The organism is Chitinophaga sp. CB10 (assembly GCA_001870995.2).
Taxonomy (GTDB): domain Bacteria; phylum Bacteroidota; class Bacteroidia; order Chitinophagales; family Chitinophagaceae; genus Chitinophaga.
On sequence record MLAV02000002.1, the window covers coordinates 347744 to 365829 of the forward strand.

General features: G+C 50.4%; 16 protein-coding genes. 4 read left to right on the forward strand and 12 right to left on the reverse strand.

What is annotated here, in order from left to right; translation table 11 throughout:
* The first annotated feature begins 38 nt into the window (after positions 1-38).
* Positions 39-209: a DUF6728 family protein gene (locus BOC67_RS04715; protein ID WP_291907875.1), complete on the forward strand. Its 171-nt coding sequence runs from the start codon at positions 39-41 to the stop codon at positions 207-209.
* 122 nt (positions 210-331) lie between these two features.
* Here BOC67_RS04715 and lpxB read toward each other — a convergent pair whose 3' ends face one another.
* The 7 genes from lpxB to metG all read right to left on the reverse strand — a co-directional run bounded on the left by lpxB (position 332) and on the right by metG (position 9103).
* Positions 332-1435 carry a lipid-A-disaccharide synthase gene (gene lpxB / locus BOC67_RS04720; protein ID WP_291907877.1) on the reverse strand — a complete coding sequence of 368 codons (1104 nt, stop codon included), beginning with the start codon at positions 1433-1435 and terminating at the stop codon, positions 332-334.
* Positions 1436-1454: 19 nt separating this feature from the next.
* The gene (locus BOC67_RS04725) at positions 1455-1754 is read right to left on the reverse strand and encodes a hypothetical protein (RefSeq protein WP_291907879.1); all 300 of its coding nucleotides are present in this window, start codon (positions 1752-1754) and stop codon (positions 1455-1457) included.
* 43 nt (positions 1755-1797) lie between these two features.
* A complete protein-coding gene (gene surE / locus BOC67_RS04730; RefSeq protein ID WP_291907880.1) occupies positions 1798-2577 on the reverse strand; it encodes a 5'/3'-nucleotidase SurE in 780 nt (259 codons plus the stop codon).
* Between the two features lie 83 nt (positions 2578-2660).
* Positions 2661-3437, reverse strand: coding sequence for an ABC transporter permease (locus BOC67_RS04735; protein ID WP_291907882.1), 777 nt, complete (start codon positions 3435-3437; stop codon positions 2661-2663).
* Complete coding sequence (locus BOC67_RS04740; protein ID WP_291907884.1) at positions 3434-4330, reverse strand: ABC transporter ATP-binding protein; 897 nt, start codon at positions 4328-4330, stop codon at positions 3434-3436. Before BOC67_RS04740 ends, BOC67_RS04735 begins: the two co-directional genes overlap by 4 nt.
* 7 nt (positions 4331-4337) lie before the next feature.
* Positions 4338-6737 carry a 3-hydroxyacyl-CoA dehydrogenase/enoyl-CoA hydratase family protein gene (locus BOC67_RS04745; RefSeq protein ID WP_291907886.1) on the reverse strand — a complete coding sequence of 800 codons (2400 nt, stop codon included), beginning with the start codon at positions 6735-6737 and terminating at the stop codon, positions 4338-4340.
* Between the two features lie 233 nt (positions 6738-6970).
* Complete coding sequence (gene metG, locus BOC67_RS04750; RefSeq protein ID WP_291907888.1) at positions 6971-9103, reverse strand: methionine--tRNA ligase; 2133 nt, start codon at positions 9101-9103, stop codon at positions 6971-6973.
* Positions 9104-9224: 121 nt separating this feature from the next.
* Here metG and BOC67_RS04755 point away from each other — a divergent pair, with 121 nt between their 5' ends.
* The gene (locus tag BOC67_RS04755; RefSeq protein WP_291907890.1) at positions 9225-10139 is read left to right on the forward strand and encodes an LD-carboxypeptidase; all 915 of its coding nucleotides are present in this window, start codon (positions 9225-9227) and stop codon (positions 10137-10139) included.
* A gap of 50 nt (positions 10140-10189) precedes the next feature.
* Here the strand turns inward: BOC67_RS04755 and BOC67_RS04760 are convergent, their stop codons facing one another.
* Together BOC67_RS04760 and BOC67_RS04765 are read right to left on the reverse strand one after the other, a co-directional pair.
* The gene (locus BOC67_RS04760; RefSeq protein ID WP_291907891.1) at positions 10190-11002 is read right to left on the reverse strand and encodes a ThiF family adenylyltransferase; all 813 of its coding nucleotides are present in this window, start codon (positions 11000-11002) and stop codon (positions 10190-10192) included.
* Between the two features lie 15 nt (positions 11003-11017).
* Entirely contained in the window at positions 11018-12364 is a 1347-nt protein-coding gene (locus BOC67_RS04765; protein WP_291907892.1) for a HAMP domain-containing sensor histidine kinase, read from the reverse strand.
* Between the two features lie 522 nt (positions 12365-12886).
* Here BOC67_RS04765 and BOC67_RS04770 point away from each other — a divergent pair.
* A complete protein-coding gene (locus BOC67_RS04770; protein ID WP_291907894.1) occupies positions 12887-13438 on the forward strand; it encodes a YqgE/AlgH family protein in 552 nt (183 codons plus the stop codon).
* 531 nt (positions 13439-13969) lie between these two features.
* On the opposite strand, the gene atpC is transcribed toward BOC67_RS04770, so the two are convergent.
* Positions 13970-14230 carry an ATP synthase F1 subunit epsilon gene (gene atpC, locus BOC67_RS04775; protein WP_291907896.1) on the reverse strand — a complete coding sequence of 87 codons (261 nt, stop codon included), beginning with the start codon at positions 14228-14230 and terminating at the stop codon, positions 13970-13972.
* 65 nt (positions 14231-14295) lie between these two features.
* Positions 14296-15798, reverse strand: a complete 1503-nt coding sequence (gene atpD / locus BOC67_RS04780; protein WP_291907897.1) for a F0F1 ATP synthase subunit beta — start codon at positions 15796-15798, stop codon at positions 14296-14298.
* A gap of 340 nt (positions 15799-16138) precedes the next feature.
* Here atpD and BOC67_RS04785 point away from each other — a divergent pair, with 340 nt between their 5' ends.
* Complete coding sequence (locus BOC67_RS04785) at positions 16139-17356, forward strand: metallophosphoesterase family protein (protein WP_291907899.1); 1218 nt, start codon at positions 16139-16141, stop codon at positions 17354-17356.
* Between the two features lie 59 nt (positions 17357-17415).
* Here BOC67_RS04785 and pnuC read toward each other — a convergent pair whose 3' ends face one another.
* Positions 17416-18057: a nicotinamide riboside transporter PnuC gene (pnuC, locus tag BOC67_RS04790; protein ID WP_291907900.1), complete on the reverse strand. Its 642-nt coding sequence runs from the start codon at positions 18055-18057 to the stop codon at positions 17416-17418.
* Between the last annotated feature and the right edge of the window lie 29 nt (positions 18058-18086).

Consider the following 18086-nt stretch of genomic DNA (forward strand, 5'->3'; position numbering starts at 1 on the left):
AGGGGAAATGAGAATAATAGTTTTACGATCTTTACGGTATGAAAAGTATCTGGCAGCAAATATTGCGTTATTTCTACATCGGGAAGAAGGACCCGAATGCGCCTAAAACCCGCTATGTGGCTATGATGCACGGGATGAACCGTATCAGCATCATTGTATTTTTTATTGCGGTGATTATTGTGATTTACCGGTTGATCAGGAGGCATTGAGGAGGCGCCTTCATTCGCGGGTATTTACCCCTGGCAGCGGGAATGTTGAATGGCAGGAGCGCCTTGCAGGAGTAAGCATGATCCTGCAAAAAGACCCGCCAGGGCCTTTTTGCAGTTAAATATTATTGACGGGCAAATTCGTATATCACCTCTGCCGCGCGCCTGCTGGCATCTTTTTCCCCCAGCTTATGCCAGAGCGCTGCATAGTCCGCAGCCAGTTCCTTACGGCGGTTCTCATCTTTGAGCAGTGCGGATAATTCCTTGAGCAGGTTGGCTTCCGTCAGGTCGTTCTGGATCAACTCCTTCACTACCAGCTTATCCATTACGAGGTTTACCAGGGAAATATATTTCACCTTGATGAGGTTTTTAGCGAGGAGGTACGACACCGGGTTTCCTTTATAGCAAACGATTTCAGGCACGCCAAACAGCGCTGTTTCCAGGGTGGCGGTACCGGAGGTAACCAGGGCCGCAGTGGCCTGCCGCAGCAGCGGATAGGTTTTACCCTTTACCTTGGATACGTTGGGATGCTGGCCAATGAGGCTTTCGAGAAACTCGTCGTCCAGGCTGGGAGCCTGCGCTACCACGAACTGGTAGTCCGGAAAATGTTTAGCCATAGTGAGCATGATAGGCAGCTTCACGCTTACCTCCTGCTTACGGCTGCCCGGCAGCACGGCAATGATCGGCTTGCCGGCAATAGGCGCATCAGCGGGTTTTGCTTTTTCCGCCTTAATCACCTCTACCAGCGGATGGCCTACGTATTCTACCGCGTAATTCCATTTATGGTAAAAATCCTGCTCAAACGGCAGGATGCAAAGCATTTTATCTACAGTACGTTTGATCTTTTTAACCCGGTTCTCTTTCCAGGCCCATACCTGCGGGGAGATGTAGTACACCACCTTGTAGCCTTCCGCTTTGGCCCAGTCAGCAATGCGCATATTGAAGCCGGGATAATCCACCAGGATCAGTACGTCCGGCTTAAAAGCGCTGATATCTTTCTTACAGGTATCTATATTGCGAAGAATGGTACGGAGGTTCATCAGCACTTCCACGAATCCCATGAAGGCCAGCTCTTTGTAATGCTTTACGACGTGCACGCCTGCGGCCTCCATCAGGTCGCCCCCCCAGCCGCGTATATCCGCCGACGGGTCCTGCTGCTTCAACTGTTTTACCAGGTTGCTGCCGTGCAGGTCACCTGATGCCTCTCCCGCAATAATGTAATATTTCAAATTCCGTTGCTGTTAATAATTATCTGATAATTTTCATGAGCAGTATGGCGATGGCATACAGCATGGTGACGAGGAAAATTCCCTTTGCCGTTACATCCCGCCTGTTGCGGGTGTAAAGATAAAACACCAGGCCGTTTAATAACAGGCAGATACTGGTTAATTTAGGGATCAGGCGGTAATTTCCTTTCAGCTGCCCCAGGAACTGGGTGAACTCTATATTGGAAGGTCGTACGGCCACCAGATAGTACAGGAAGAACGCCAGGATAGGTGTGATGAATCCCAGCAAAATTCCCAGAGGTAAATTGTCTTTTTTTAACATAACTTGATTGTGATGGCGATACGTTGCGCAACTGTCCGCATTGTTACTGCATGTCTTTCCATTCCTCTGCCAGCTTCTTTTTCAGCTGATAGTTGGTCAGGTCAAACTGCACCGGCACCAAAGAGGCATAGCCGTTTTCCAATGCCCAAACGTCCGTGTCATCGCCTGTATCGCGGTTTTTAAATTCGCCTGTCAGCCAGTAATATTTCTTTCCGTGCGGGTCCCTTCTTTCGTCAAATTCCTCTACCCATTTGGCATCTGCCTGCCGGCAGATCTTAATTCCCCTGAATTTTTTTTCTTCCACTATCGGGATGTTCACATTGAACAGCGCACCTCCCGGTAATTCGGATGCCAGCATCCGTTCTGCCACTTCCCGCGCTACTTTGGCCGGGAGAGAGAAATCTGCCGCGTAGTCATATTCCAGGTAAGAAAATCCTGCTGAAGGAATGCCTTCGATCGCTGCTTCCATGGCGGCCGACATAGTGCCGGAGTAAATCACGTTGATGGAATGGTTAGCGCCATGATTGATACCACTTACGCACAGGTCCGGTTTGCCGCCCAGTATCTTGTCCCTGGCCAGCTTTACGCAGTCCACCGGCGTACCGGAACACTGCCAGGCTTCAATACCTTCGAAGATATCCACCTGGTTTAACCGTAAGGGAACGCCGATCGTAATGGCGTGCCCCATGCCCGATTGCGGACTGTCCGGCGCTACCACCACTACCCTGCCCAACGGCCTCACCGCCTCTATCAATGCGCGAATACCCGGCGAAGTAATACCATCATCATTCGTAACCAAAATCAACTTTTCCTTTACTGCCATAGTTCGGATTTTTTCTTTCTCCAACAAATTTAAGCTCTCTCCTACACATTTCGCTTTAAAAGAATGTGAAATATATAATCTTTCTATAAATCTGACTTCATCATCTTCCTGAAAACGATATATACGGCAATACTGATGTAGACCAGTATAGCGATCACATACACGTAGGCGTCATACATTTCTTCGGAAATCAGTTTGCCGAACAGGGGAACGGGCAACAGCTGATCCCCCGCCTGCAGCGGCAACAAGCCACCTACCTGGCCCACATACCTTTTCAGAATAGCTGATAAAATGTTATCCAGCATCATGCTGTAGGCAAAAAAGATGACGATGGCGATCCCCGCCCTTTTGAGCAGCACGGCGATCAGCAGGGCGATTGACAGGGCGACCACCACCTGCAGGAAATAATAGATCACATAGCGGTAATCTTCAAAGGAGAGGGAGGTATCCCCGTAACTCAAACCGATGATGATACCCGTCAGCGTAGTTATAGCCAGCGCTATGAGCGACAAGGCCACGAGCCAGAACAGTTTCGCATATACGAAATCCCGCCTGTCCCAGCCGTCGATGATATTCTGCCGGTTGGTACGGAAGGTGTACTCATTGGTGGTGAGGATGATCAGTAAAATGGCGAACAGCCCGGAAGTATAGGAGCTGATGCTGGCAACGCTCAGCCATACGGCCGGAAAGCTGAATGGCTGGCCCATCAGCTGGGTAGCCTTTTTCAGGTCCCCGTTGCTGAAGAGGTTGGCCATAAAAAAGTTGGAGATGACAGGGATAATAGCGGCCAGGATCAGCATTACCCAGAAGGTGCGATAGGTGCGCACTTTGAGCCATTCGGTCCGAATAATATTTTTCATGAGTTAGAGGTATGGGTCAGTTCCAGGAATGCTTTTTCAAGACTCTTTTTACGCAGCTGCAGTTGGCTCAGCCAGATGCCGTTGTTGGCGCACCATCCGTTGATGGCTGCTGTATCGGGCGGGGAGTCGAACGTGGCGATCACGCTGCTGCCGCTGACCACCGCGCTGTTACAGCCGGGAAACCGCAGGATCAGCGCTACCAGCGCCTGGTTATCCGCTGCGGCCAGCTCTACGAAGTCGTTGCGTTGTATCACCTCGGAAACGGCGCCGGAGAGGAGCAGCTGTCCGCGCTGGAGGATAGCCACATGCGTACATACTTTCTCCACCTCATCCAGCAGGTGGCTGGCGAGGATGATCGTTTTCCCCGACCCGGCCAGGTCATGGATGATACTGCGCACCTCTGCGATCCCGGAAGGATCCAGCCCGTTGGTAGGTTCGTCTAGGATGAGTACATCGGGGTCGCCCAGGAGTACGGATGCGAGGGCAAGGCGTTGTTTCATCCCGAGGGAATAAGTCTTGAAAGCCGCATCCTTGCGGGCATACAGGCCGCACACCTTCAGTACCCGTTCGATATCGTCCGCGCCTCTTTGCTTGATACTGGCGGAGATTTCCAGGTTCTTCCATCCGCTGAGGTAGTGGTAGAAGTTGGGCGTTTCCAGCAGCGTTCCGATGCTGCGGCGCTCCGATGCGCCGGCGGGCTTGCCGAAAAGCTGGAACGTGCCGCTGTCGGCTTTCAGCACGTCCGTAACAATGCCCAGCAGCGTGGTCTTCCCGCTGCCATTAGGGCCTAAAATACCAAAGACGCTGCCAGGAGGAACGTCGAATGAAACACCTGACAGCGCCTGCACGGCACCATACCTTTTGGAGATGCCTTGTAAGGATAGTATTGACATTGGCTAATTAATTCCTGATAGGTTTGCCTGTTTTGATCACGCTCTGTAATCTTTCCAGGGTTTTGCGTTCGCCGCATAAGCTGAGGAAGGCCTCGCGTTCCAGGTCGAGCAGGTATTGTTCGCTCACCAGGGTTGGCTCGGTCAGGTCGCCCCCGCACATGACGTACGCCAGTTTTTGGGCTACTTTTTCATCATGCTCGGAAATATAGTTACCGAACTTCATGGCATAGATGCCGGCCAGCAGGGCGCCCAGCGCGCTGCGGCCCATTACTTTTACGTCTGTCCTTTCCACAGGCCGGGTATATCCTTCGTCCGCCATGGCGATCACGCTGCGCTTCGCATCCGCAATCAAACGGCTGGGGTTCATGGTAATTTCATCGTGGCCTTTACGGAGCACGCCCATGTCAAATCCTTCAAAGCCGGAAGTGGCTACCTTCGCCGTTGCTACCGTCATGAAGTAATCTTTCAGGGGCTCTTCTTCGATACGGCCTTCCTTGAATTCGTTGCTGGCGCGCAATGCCATTTCTTTAGTACCGCCACCGCCGGGGATCAGGCCTACGCCGAGTTCCACGAGGCCGATGTAGGTTTCGGCAGCCGCCTGCACTTTATCCGCATGCAGCGCCATTTCGCAACCGCCGCCGAGGGTCAGCGCATGCGGTGCAACTACAACGGGAATGCTGGAATAACGTAAACGCATAGTGGAACGCTGGAACAGCCTTACCGCCATATCCAGTTCATCGTATTCCTGCTCTGCTGCCATCATAAAGATCATGCCTACGTTGGCGCCGGCGGAGAAGTTAGCGCCGTCGTTGGCCACCACGAGGCCGCGGAAGTCTTTCTCCGCGCGGTCTACCGCCTTATTCAATCCTTCCAGCACTTCCCCGCCGATGGTGTTCATCTTCGTCTGCCAGTCGAAGCACACTACACCGTCTCCGATGTCGATCAGGCGGCTGGCGCTGTTTTTCCAGATTACATTGCCGGCATAGTTTTCCAGGATGATAAAGGCGCCTTCGCCAGGCAATGCTTTATAGTTTTGCGATGCAATATCGTAGTAGAATTTTTTACCGTTCTCCACTTTGTAAAAGCTCTTAAAGCCTTTAGCCAGCATATCCTTCACCCATTGCGCCACGGTGAGGCCTTTTTCTTCCACCTGTTTTACGTAAGCTTCCACGCCCAGCAGGTCCCAGCTTTCGAATGGCCCGATCTCCCAGCCGAAGCCGGCTTTCATGGCATCGTCCACTTTGTAAAGGTCATCCGCGATTTCAGGGATGCGGTGGGAAACGTAGGAGAACAGGTACGCATGGAACTGTTGATAGAACTGGCCTGCCTTATCTGTTGCGGCGGCTAACATTTTAAGGCGCTGCTTCAGGTCCTCCAGGGGTTTGGCAGCGTCGATACTGCTGAAACGGGCTTTTTGCTTTGGCCCGTACTCCATGGTTTGCAGGTTGAGGGTAAGGATCTCCTTCCCGTTCGCCCCTGTTGTCTTTTTGTAAAAACCCTGACCGGTCTTGTCGCCCAGCCAGTTGTTATCCACAACCTTTTGCAGGAAGTCAGGTATTTTGAAGATGCCGATAGCTTCGTCGTCCGGGCAGTTTTCCAGCACGCCTTTCGCCACTTTCACCAGCGTATCGATACCTACCACGTCCGCGGTGCGGAAGGTGGCGGATTTAGGGCGGCCAATCACCGGGCCGGTCAGCGCATCGATTTCATCGATACCCAGGCCCATTTCCTGCATAATGTGGAAAATGGCCATGATGGAGTACACCCCTACCCGGTTGGCGATAAACGCAGGGGTATCCTTACAGAGCACCGTGGTTTTACCCAGGTACAGGTCCCCGTATTCCATCAGGAAGTCAATCACGGCAGGATCTGTATGCGGCGTAGGAGTGATTTCCAGCAGGCGCAGGTAGCGCGGCGGGTTAAAGAAGTGGCTGCCGCAGAAGTGTTTCTGAAAATCTTCGCTGCGGCCTTCCGCCATCAGGTGTATGGGAATCCCGGAGGTATTGGAAGTGATGAGGGTACCGGGTTTACGGTATTGTTCCACCTGTTCGAAAACCGTTTTTTTCACGGCCAGGTTTTCCACCACCACTTCTATGATCCAGTCGCACTCGGCGATCTTTTTCATATCGTCCGTGAAATTGCCTGTTTTTATGCGTTTTACTACATCTTTTGTAAAAACGGGAGAAGGGTTAGACTTAACAGCAGCCTGGAGTGCATCGTTCACTATCCGGTTCTTCACAGCAGGACTATCCAATGTGAGGTTCTTCTTCTTTTCCGCCTCGTTCAGTTCTTTTGGTGCAATATCGAGCAGCAGTACCTGAACTCCAATGCCTGCAAAGTGACAGGCAATTCTTGATCCCATAACCCCGGAGCCGAGTACGGCTACTTTATTGATGTGTCTTTGCATATTACGTCCAGCTTTAATCTGTTAGTGAATACAATCAATATTTTTAGATTCCTGAATTTAGGATTTTTTAGGGTTTAAAAGTCAGGAGGAATGTTAAAGTTCCTGAATAATGGCAGGGGGCAGCAGGCTTGCAGACAGCCGGGAGGCGCAGTGGCGGCAGGCGCCGGGTGAGGGAATAAAAAAAGTCCCGCCGCAGTAGGCAGGACTTTTTATTTATCACTTGAAAAGTTGGATCAGCTTACACCGCTGCCTGGCTGCACAGCCTCGGCAGGGTTTACGAAAACGAGTTTACCGTTATCTTCCGCCATGAGGATCATGCCCTGGCTTTCGATACCGCGCATTTTGCGGGGCGCCAGGTTGGCCACCAGGGTAACCTGTTTGCCTATGATCTCTTCCGGTTTGAAGTGCATGGCGATACCGGAAACCACGGTGCGTTGCTCTGTACCGATGTCCACCAGTAATTTCAGCAGTTTATCCGCTTTCTCTACTTTCTCCGCCTGCAGGATGGTACCAACCCGGAGGTCCAGTTTAGCGAAATCATCGTACTGTATTTCAGGCTTGGCCGGAGCAGCCGGTTTTTCTTCCGCTTTAGGCGCTACTGCAGCAGCGGCGGCGGTTTCGATGGCTTTTTTGGAGTCGGCCAGTTTTGCCAGCTGGGCGGCGATGGTTTCATCTTCAATTTTCTTGAAGAGCAGTTCCGGCTCGCGCAGGCTGTAGCCAACGCTCAGCAGTTTGGCAGAACCTGCATTTTCCCAATCCAGCATACGCTCTACCACTTTCATCATGTGGAGCATTTTCTTCGCGGTGAACGGCAGGAATGGATTGATGAGGATAGCCAGGTTAGCTGTCAGTTGCAGGCAAACGTGCAGGCAGATGTCGATACGCTTCTGCAGCATTTGCAGGTCGTCCGCCGTGTATTTATCATGCGCTTCGCCCTTGTTCAGTTTTTCGATGGCTTTAGCGAGGATCCAGGGCTCGTTGCGTTGCATGTACTGGTTACCTTTGGAAGAAAGGGCCATGATTTCAGACAGCGCTTCCCTGAATTTATAGGCTTCCAGGGCGTTTTCCACTTTTTCTTTAGCGGCGGCGAATTCGCTGATCATGAGGCGGTCTTCGTCGTTAACCAGGTCCGCATGCAGCTGCGGCACTTTACCGCCGCACAATTTGTGCATCAGCACCATGGTGCGGTTTACGAAGTTGCCCAGGTTGGCTACCAGTTCGCTGTTATTCCTGTCCTGGAAATCCTTCCAGGTAAAATCGTTATCCTTGGTTTCCGGCGCAGTGGCGGTCAGCACATAGCGCAGTACATCCTGCTGATCCGGGAAGTCGCAGATATAATCGTTCACCCATACCGCCCAGTTACGGGAGGTGGAAATTTTATCGCCTTCCAGGTTCAGGAACTCATTGGCCGGCACATTATCCGGCAGCACATAGCCGCCGTGCGCTTTCAGCATGCTCGGGAAGATGATACAGTGGAAGACGATGTTATCTTTCCCGATAAAATGAACCAGCTTGGTATCTTCCTTACACCAGTAATCGGCCCAGTTTTCCGTCAGTTCCTTGGTGGCGGAGATGTAACCGATAGGCGCGTCAAACCATACGTACAGGACTTTTCCTTCCGCGTCCGGCAGCGGCACCTTGATGCCCCAGTTGCTGTCGCGGGTCATGGCACGTGGGTGCAGGCCACTATCCAGCCAGCTTTTACACTGTCCGTACACATTGTTTTTCCACTCTTTATGACCTTCCAGCAGCCATTCGTTCAGCCATGGTTCGTAGTTCTGTAAAGGCATGTACCAGTGTTTGGTCTTTTTCTTTACAGGCACGGCGTTGCTGAGGGCGGAGTGCGGGTTGATCAGTTCATCAGGACTCAGGCTGTTACCGCATTTTTCGCATTGGTCGCCATACGCTTTATCGTTGCCGCAATGCGGGCAGGTACCGATGATATATCTGTCGGCCAGGAACATGTTGGCCTTTGGATCGTAATACTGCTCGGATTCTTTTTCCTCGAAAAGGCCGTCATTGTACATTTTCAGGAAGAACTCCGCTGCGGTTTCATGGTGGATCTTGTTGCTGGTGCGGGAAAAGATATCGAAAGAGATACCCATTGCTGCAAAGCTGTCCCCAATCACTTTATGGTATTTATCCACCACGTCCTGTGGAGTGATGCCTTCCTTCATGGCCTTGATGGTGATAGGCACACCATGTTCATCGGTTCCGCAAACGAATTTTACATCAGCTTTTTTGGCGCGAAGGTATCGCACGTAGATATCTGCGGGGATATAGCAGCCGGCCAGGTGTCCGATATGAACAGGGCCATTGGCATACGGTAACGCCGCAGTTATTAGATATCTGTTAAATTTTCCCATACTATCTTAAAGAATACTAAAAATAATTTTGTTTTTGGAATAGCCGATACAATTCATCAACTTAGTCCGGGCGATGTGTCCGCGAGGGCACACCAATCTTACAAAGGTAAACAAAAGAACAATGGTAAGAATTCCACCATATCTGAAAAAAGGCGATTTAATCGGCATCACCTGCTCCAGCAGTAAAATGGAGCTGGCGGCAGCCGAGTATGCTGCGGAGGTGATCCGCAGCTGGGGCTATCGCGTACACCTTGGCATTACAGTGGGCACCAGTTTCCATAATTTCTCCGCCCCGGATGAACTCCGCCTGGAAGAGCTGCAGGACATGCTGGACGATCCTGAGATGAAAGCCATCATCTTTGGACGCGGGGGGTACGGCCTGGTTTGTATTATCGACAAACTAAACTTCAAAAAGTTCCGCAAGCATCCGAAATGGCTGTGCGGGTACAGCGATATTACCGTGTTGCATTCACATATCCATACCCGTTATGGCATTCCAACGATCCATTCCCTGATGTGCAGCGGCATTACCCCTGAAACGGTGAATGACGAGTATGTTTACAGCCTGGAACAGGTGATTAAGGGCAAAAAGTACAGCTATCAAACGCCGGTACATGAGCTGAACCGGGAAGGCAGCGCCAGCGGCCTGCTGGTAGGCGGCAACCTGTCGATGCTGGCGAATATATCCGGCACCAGGTCCCAGGTGGATACAAAAGGTAAAATCCTGCTGCTGGAAGACATCGGGGAATACCGGTACAATGTGGACCGGATGATGTACAACCTCAAAAGGGCCGGATGGCTGGATGAACTGGCCGGACTGGTTGTAGGCGCCTTTACCGACGGCAAGGAAACCCAGACCCCGTTCGGCCAGTCGGAATATGAGATCATTCACAACCTGGTGAAGGATTACGATTACCCGGTATGTTTCAACTTCCCCATTGGCCATCAGCCGGCGAACTATGCCGTGAAACTGGGCATGAAGCACCACCTGAAGGTGGGCGAAGCCAAAACCGTATTAAAGCTGCAGGAGGATTAAGTTACCCGCTCTTCAGCAGTACCAGCCTATGCAGCTTTAACATCCGCTGACTAATCTTCCACATCCGGTACGATCTCGAGTCCGTAGTCATCTGCGGACAGGAGGCCGTTTGCTTTCACGGCTTCCATCGCTTCCCGGTTGGGGGTGAGGTCGTGTACGGTGGTGGTATTGTGGAGATAGTCAATGCCGTATAGCTTGTTGGTAAGCCCGATGGGCACGTCTATCAGGTATTTAATCACATCGGTGGCTATACGCATACCCGTAGCCCCGTGCGTTACGCCCAGCGCGCCGGCGTCGTAATTCCGGTAGTCGTCCGTAAGGTCCTGTGCGCAGCGGTACGAGGCGGACCTGGTACCGTCCGGCATGGGCATATTGAACCCGCCGTACCAGGCGAGCCAGTTATGCACTTCTCCTACTACGAGCGGTTTATCGTGTAAAATGCAGGCGTCGTTGATGAGGAGATGGGAAGGCTGGTGCTGGGTGCAGTCCACCACGATGTCAAATCCATCGAGGAGGAACGCCATGGTTTCCGGCTTGGCCTGAAGCAGCAGCGGGAAGGGGCGGGCAAATGGATTTACGCCATAGAGGCGGCTGCCGGCCATTTTAGCTTTATGCTTTTTTACGTCCTGTACGTGGTAGATGGGCTGGCGGGGCATGTCTTCATCGTTGATGACGCCGTAATCGGCAATACCGATGATGCCTACGCCACTGGCGCCGAGGTATTGGATCACCGGGCTGCCGAGGCCGCCGGCGCCGATAACAAGCACGCGGGACATTTTCAGTTTTTCCTGCATTGCCAGTCCGAATCCCGGAACGGCAATAGCGTGTTTGAAGTGCTGGGCTTCCTTTTCACTAATAATCATGCGCTGTTTCCTTTACTATTCCTGTGGAAATTCGAGGGTAAATTTACTGCCTTTACCCACTACGCTTTCCACTTTAATTTTTCCGTGATGAGCGTCTACGATTGCTTTCACATAGCTGAGTCCGAGGCCGAAACCTTTTACGTTGTGGACGTTGCCGGTGTGCGCGCGGTAGAACTTTTCAAAGATACGCGAAATAGTATCGCGACTCATACCGATACCATTGTCGGTAATGACGATGAAGAGGGATTTGCGGGTATTATACGTGCTGATGGAAACTTCCAGGTTTTCTTTTGAGTATTTGATGGCATTGTCCAGCAGGTTGAAAACCACGTTGGAAAAATGCACGTCATCCGCCATAATCACGGGGTTTACGGCATTGAGCTGCAGGTCGACCACGCCATTTTTGGCGGCCAGCTGCAATTGCAGGTTATCCACCGTATGCTGGATTACGTTATGCACATCGGTGGCCTGCAGTTTGAGCCCTATTTCGTCCTTTTCCAGGAGGGCGGATTGCAGGATGGTTTCCACCTGTTTGTTCATGCGTTTATTTTCTTCCTTGATGATGCCGGAGAAGTAGCGGATTTTGTCTTTATTATCCATCACCTTTTCGTTGCCGATGGCGTCGATGGCGAGGGAGATGGTGGCCAGGGGCGTTTTCAGCTCATGGGTCATGTTGTTGATAAAATCAGACTTGATTTCCGAGAGCTTCTTCTGGTTCAGCATCGTGCGGATGGTGAGTGCGAAGGCGGTAATGATGATGAGGGTAAAGCAGGCCCCTCCTATGATCATGATGGTGAGCTGGCGGATTACCTCATCCTGTGTGGGCGTGATGAGGAAAAGCTGTTCCGCGCCCGGCCCGATGGATTCGTCCAGGGAGATCACCTTCATTTTATAATCCTTGATCTTCTGCTGATTGCTGTCGACCACCATATTGAATTGTTGTGCGAAGCCGGGGGTCTGGATACGCCACATGGGGCGTAAGCCGGGTATGGCCAGGCGTACGGCGAATTCGAAATGGTTGGTATCCAGGCGGTGTTCCTTCAGGCTGTTGACGATGACCCGCTGGATTTCCTGCGGGGTGAAGAGGTCTGTCACATAAGGTTTGAATACCTGCGTTTTGCCGAAATCGAAGTTGAGCGAATTTCCGGAGGGATCGGCCGGCGGATTGAGGCGGAGCTGCACGGAGGTGCTACGGTGACTGATAAAATACTGGTTTACATCTCTCACCACTTCAACAGCCCGTTGATCCAGCTGGTCATTTTTGATGACCACGGCACTTTTGATCCAGTTTACCTGGATGTAGATAATACCAAAAAGGGATAAGGTGATAAGTACGACAATGACAGGAAAAATTCGCTTCAACGGTATCATGCAAGTAATGAGTAAGCTCTAAATTTAAGGAATAATGGGACGTTGCAGGCGTTTTATTTTGTTAAATAAGATCCTTGCTATAGCAACAATGATACAAAATTAGAACGTTAAGATAGTTTGCCGGCGCTGCGGCTACAATTCAATATTACTTTAACGTAATTTTAACGGCGAAGTTCTGATTTTTATATTTCATCTTTCCTTACCTTTGTCTTATCAAACTGGTACTAAATTTGCTTAGTAAGTTTGACAAAAGCACAAGAAATTAAACTTTCTACATACATCGACGTGGATTCGTTCCATAAGCGATTTAGATTTTGGTTGATAAAATGGTAAGGAGGTTGTCTAGCCTCCTTTTTTTATTTCCTCTACTTTCGGTTTCTTCCTTATAGCCGTATTATTTCTCCACCTGGTATCAGCTGAGCTGGTATAAAATCCCGTCATTCACATTTTTGCGTGATACTCCTTTTCCGTGAAATCACTTAAATTTATATAAGTGAATAAAAATGAAAGCTTATGGTAACCTTGGCTCCCGGCGTGTTGCTGATTGCAGATCCCTTTCTGAAAGACCCGAATTTTGCCCGGACGGTAGTATTGCTTTGTGAGCACCAGGACAAGGGCAGCTTTGGTTTTGTATTGAACAAGCTGTTTGACCAGCAGCTGGACGAGCTGATACCTGAGGTACTGGTGGCTAAGGTACCGGTGTATGTGGGTGGCCCTGTGCAGATGGATACTATTCATTTTGTGCATCAGCAGCCGGATATAATTACCGGCGGTATGCAGATAGGGCCCGGCATTTTCTGGGGCGGCCATTTTGACAAGGTGGTGGAGCATATCAACGATGGGTCAGTGGATCTAGATAAGATTAAGTTCTTCATTGGTTACAGCGGCTGGAGCAGCGGGCAGCTGGGTGAGGAAATGGAGGAAAAATCGTGGATTATTTCCCCGGCCACGACCACGCTCGTATTCGACCGGGATGAGCAGCAGCTGTGGCAGAAGGCCCTGAAGAGTATGGGTAGCAATTTTGCGATGATGGCAAACTTTCCGATTGACCCGTCCCTGAACTAGACATTTTTCCTGCAGGGCAGTTTGTATCTCCCCCTAATATCTGTATCCTACAGTAATGGGTATGTTATGCCTGTAAAAATGAACACGAATTATATGATTTTTTAAAACAATTTAAATATCTTGCTAAAGTAAGAAACGTGAAGAACGGATTGTAACCCACTGGTAAAACCGAATACCGAGTATTAGCATACACCTATGAAGGGAAAACCTATTGAAAAATCATTAGCTCCTTCTCTGGCCACGATAGACGTCGAGAGTTTACCCGTGACATTATTACATACTGGTCAAAGTCATTATAGCGAATTCATTAGGTAATAATACCAGCTTCGAAACAGAAGCTGCCCTGTCGGAGGGACTATGTTGCGGCCGGTTATTCGTATAGCCGGCGCCGTATGTGCCGAAGGCGGGGTCTTAAAAACCCCGTGGGTATTAGTTATCCAGCGGGTTTCTTCTAAGATTGGAATAGTTAGGACAAAAAGAAAGGCCGGGTAATCTTACCCGGCCTGGTTATAATCAGTTCAACTGGTGGTATTATTTCTTTTCCAGCGCTGTGGCGCCTTCTACCAGTACGGTAGCTTTGTTGCGCAATACTTCCACGAATCCGCCACTGATGGTGAAAAATTCACTGTGGGTCTTATCTTTCAGCACCTTCATCTTACCATTTCCGAGCGCCGCGATTAAGGGCGCATGTTTATCCAGTATTTCAAAAGAACCGTCGATACCCGGGAGTTGCACTCCGTACACCTCTCCGGCGTATAACTTTCTTTCTGGTGTTAATACTTCTAATAGCATGTGAATGATGGTAAATGGTTAATATGTAGCGTCATCCCTGCACTGAGCAGGGATGACCAACAATCTTAGTTCTTAGCCTGTTCCAGTAATTTCTTACCTTTTGCGATCGCATCGTCGATGCTACCTACCAGGTTGAAGGCTGCTTCAGGATATTCGTCTACTTCGCCGTCCATGATCATGTTGAAACCACGGATAGTTTCCTCGATTGGAACCAGTACGCCTTTCAGACCGGTGAACTGCTCTGCTACGTGGAATGGCTGGGACAGGAAGCGCTGTACGCGACGGGCGCGTGCTACTGTCAGTTTATCCTCGTCAGACAGCTCGTCCATACCGAGGATGGCGATGATGTCCTGCAGTTCTTTATAACGCTGAAGGATCATTTTCACACGCTGAGCGCAGTTGTAGTGCGCTTCACCCACGATAGCAGGGGTCAGGATACGGGAAGTGGAATCCAGCGGGCTCACCGCAGGATAGATACCAAGGTCGGAGATCTTACGATCCAGTACGGTGGTAGCATCCAGGTGGGAGAAGGTAGTTGCCGGAGCAGGGTCGGTCAAGTCATCCGCAGGTACGTAAACCGCCTGTACGGAGGTGATAGAACCGTTTTTGGTAGAAGTGATACGCTCCTGCATCAGACCCATTTCAGTGGCCAGGGTTGGCTGGTAACCTACCGCAGAAGGCATACGGCCTAACAGCGCGGATACCTCAGAACCTGCCTGGGTGAAACGGAAGATGTTATCCACGAAGAACAGGATATCACGGCCACCGCCTGCGGAACCATCTCCGTCACGGAAATATTCAGCGAGGGTCAGACCGGACAGGGCCACGCGGGCGCGGGCGCCTGGAGGTTCGTTCATCTGGCCGAACACGAAGGTAGCCTGTGAGTTCTTCAGTAATTCTTTATCTACAGCGGTAACATCCCAGTCACCGTGTTCCATTGATTCTTTAAATTTATCACCGTATTTTACGATGTTCGCCTCGATCATTTCACGCATCAGGTCGTTACCCTCACGTGTACGCTCACCCACACCGGCGAATACGGACAAACCTTCGTAACCTTTAGCGATGTTGTTGATCAGCTCCTGGATCAATACGGTTTTACCCACACCAGCACCACCGAACAAACCGATCTTACCACCTTTTGCATATGGCTCGATCAGGTCGATTACTTTAATACCGGTGAACAGTACTTCCGTTTCAGTAGCCAGTTCCTCGAATTTAGGAGGCTGACGGTGAATGGAGTAACCGTTTTCAGTGTCGATCTGACCCAGACCGTCAATCGCTTCACCTACCACATTGAACAAACGTCCTTTAACCTGGTCGCCAATTGGCATTTTAATAGGCGCGCCTTTATCCACTACGGCCATACCACGAACCATACCGTCGGTGGAGTCCATTGCCACGCAACGAACACTGTCTTCACCCAGGTGCTGCTGTACTTCCAATACTACTTTCTGACCATTTTCGCGGGTGATTTCCAATGCGTTGTAGATTTCGGGCAATTTGTCTTCAAAATGCACGTCCACCACGGGACCGATAATTTGTTTGATCTTACCTGTGTTAGGCATATTTTAAGGAGGTTTATAAAATACGTAAAAGTTATTTCCTCAAAACCGGGGCTGTTGCCACAGTTTCCAAAATTTGCCGCAAAGGTAAGTGTTAATGGATGAAAATCAAAACACGACCCCGGAAAAATAAAGGTTTCAGACCCCTTTTTTGCAAGGTTTAGCAGTTATCCTTCCATTCCTTCCCTGAACCTGCCCGCAGCAACTATAATATTATATAAATTGTTAATCTATAAAATCCTTTAAGAAAATTTCTCCGTAACCCGTTCCATTCATAAAAAAATAACCTTGTGTATGGTGCGGGTGACTTATTTTGGCGATTGACTTTATTAAATTGCCTCATATGAAAAAACACAGTGAACAATCCCGACGCAGTTTCATCGGCAACATTTCCAAAGCCGGGCTGCTGGGACTAACAGGGCTGCCCTCGCTGGCAAGCGCCGCCGCCAAAACAGACAAAGCGCCCGCTGCCGGCGAACACCGGTTTCTCTGCAAACCCTACCTCCAATACCCGGCGCCGGACACCATCACCGTCATGTGGCTGACTGCCAAACCCTGCTACAGCTGGGTGGAATTTGGGCCGGAAGGGCAACCTACGCAAAAAGCGCATAGCGTAAGCCATGGCCTCGTGGATGCGAACAACCGCCTCCACCGCATCGCCCTCTCTCACCTGGAACCCGGAAAGAAATACACCTACAAGGTATTTTCAAAGGAAATTACTGATTTCCAGCCGTATAAACTAACCTACGGGGAAACCATTGCCAGCGATGCCTATACCTTCACTGCCCCTGACACCCAGGCCAAAGAGGTATCCTGGCTGATCCTCAACGATATTCATGACCGGCCGGCATCTATTCCGCACCTGCTGCAGCTGAACGGGAATGATCCGTACGACTTCCTATTTTTTAACGGGGATATTTTCGATTATCAAAACGATGAGCAGCAGATCATCGATCATATGCTGACGCCCTGCGGCGATACCTTTTCCCCGCAAATCCCTTTTATGTATGTAAGAGGGAACCATGAAACAAGGGGTAAGTATGCCCGGGAATGGCACCAGTACTTCGAAAACCCCGGTAAAAACAACTACTTCAGCTTTACCTGGGGGCCGGTGTTTGCCATCGTGCTGGACACGGGAGAAGATAAGGAAGATACGCACCCGGTATATGCCGGCATCGTGGACTTTGACGCCTACCGGCAGGAACAGGCCGCCTGGCTGGAAAAACAGCTGCAATCCCCCGCTTATAAAAAAGCAAAACATAAAGTGGTGATGATGCATATCCCGCATTACCACGGGGGCGACTGGCATGGAGCGTCCCATTGCCGCGCTATGTTCGGGGACTTGTTCAACAAGCATAAGATCGACATCCTGATCTGCGGACATACGCATACCTATGGCGTGCATCCGCCCGAAGCCGGCAAACATAACTATCCGCTGATCATCGGCGGCGGCCCTAAGGATGGCAAACGCACGCTGATCAAGATCAAGGCGGACCAGAAGCAACTGGTGCTGACCATGCTTGGCGACGATGGAAAAGTAGTGGGAGAATATAAAGTATAAAACCTGCGCAGGCGGATGCGGCGTAGAGCGGCATCCGCCTGTTTATTCAAATCAAATCCTCACGCAGTTTGCTTACGGTATTCCTTTACCCATCGTATCAACCCCATGGAAGCAATGATCAATAAAATGAAATATTCCAGCCCCAGGAATCTCACATCTTTCTGAAAATAAATAACAGTAGCGACCACGTCAACTGTAACCCATAACAGCCAGTTTTCCCAGATCCTTTTAGCGAGCAAAATATTCGCAAAAACACTGAGCACCGCCACCAGCGAATCCGTATAAGGCCATGCCGCCGGATGCTCAAACACCGCAGGAAACCACAGATGCAGGCGACTGATTACATAGCCCATGGCAATGGTCAGCACCACTACCGCTACCGCCAGTAACCACCGGTTACGGTTCGTTAACGCATAAATCGATTCATGCTCCGGCTTCTTGCTGTACCAGAAAATCCAGCCATAGACGCCGGTTGCAAAGAAATATATCTGCAAAAACATATCCGCATACAGCTGCAGTTGCCAGAACAGCACAAAAAAACAAGACACGTTGATCAACCCTACCGGCCAGGTAAGGATATGATCCCGCGCAGCCAGCCACACGCATAACAAGCCCGTGAAAGTGCCGATGAATTCAATAAAACTAACAGGATATCCAAGCGCGGTAAAAAAGGTGTGCTGTATGCTGAAAAACTCGTTCATGCGGCAATATTAATCAATAGGCAAATCTG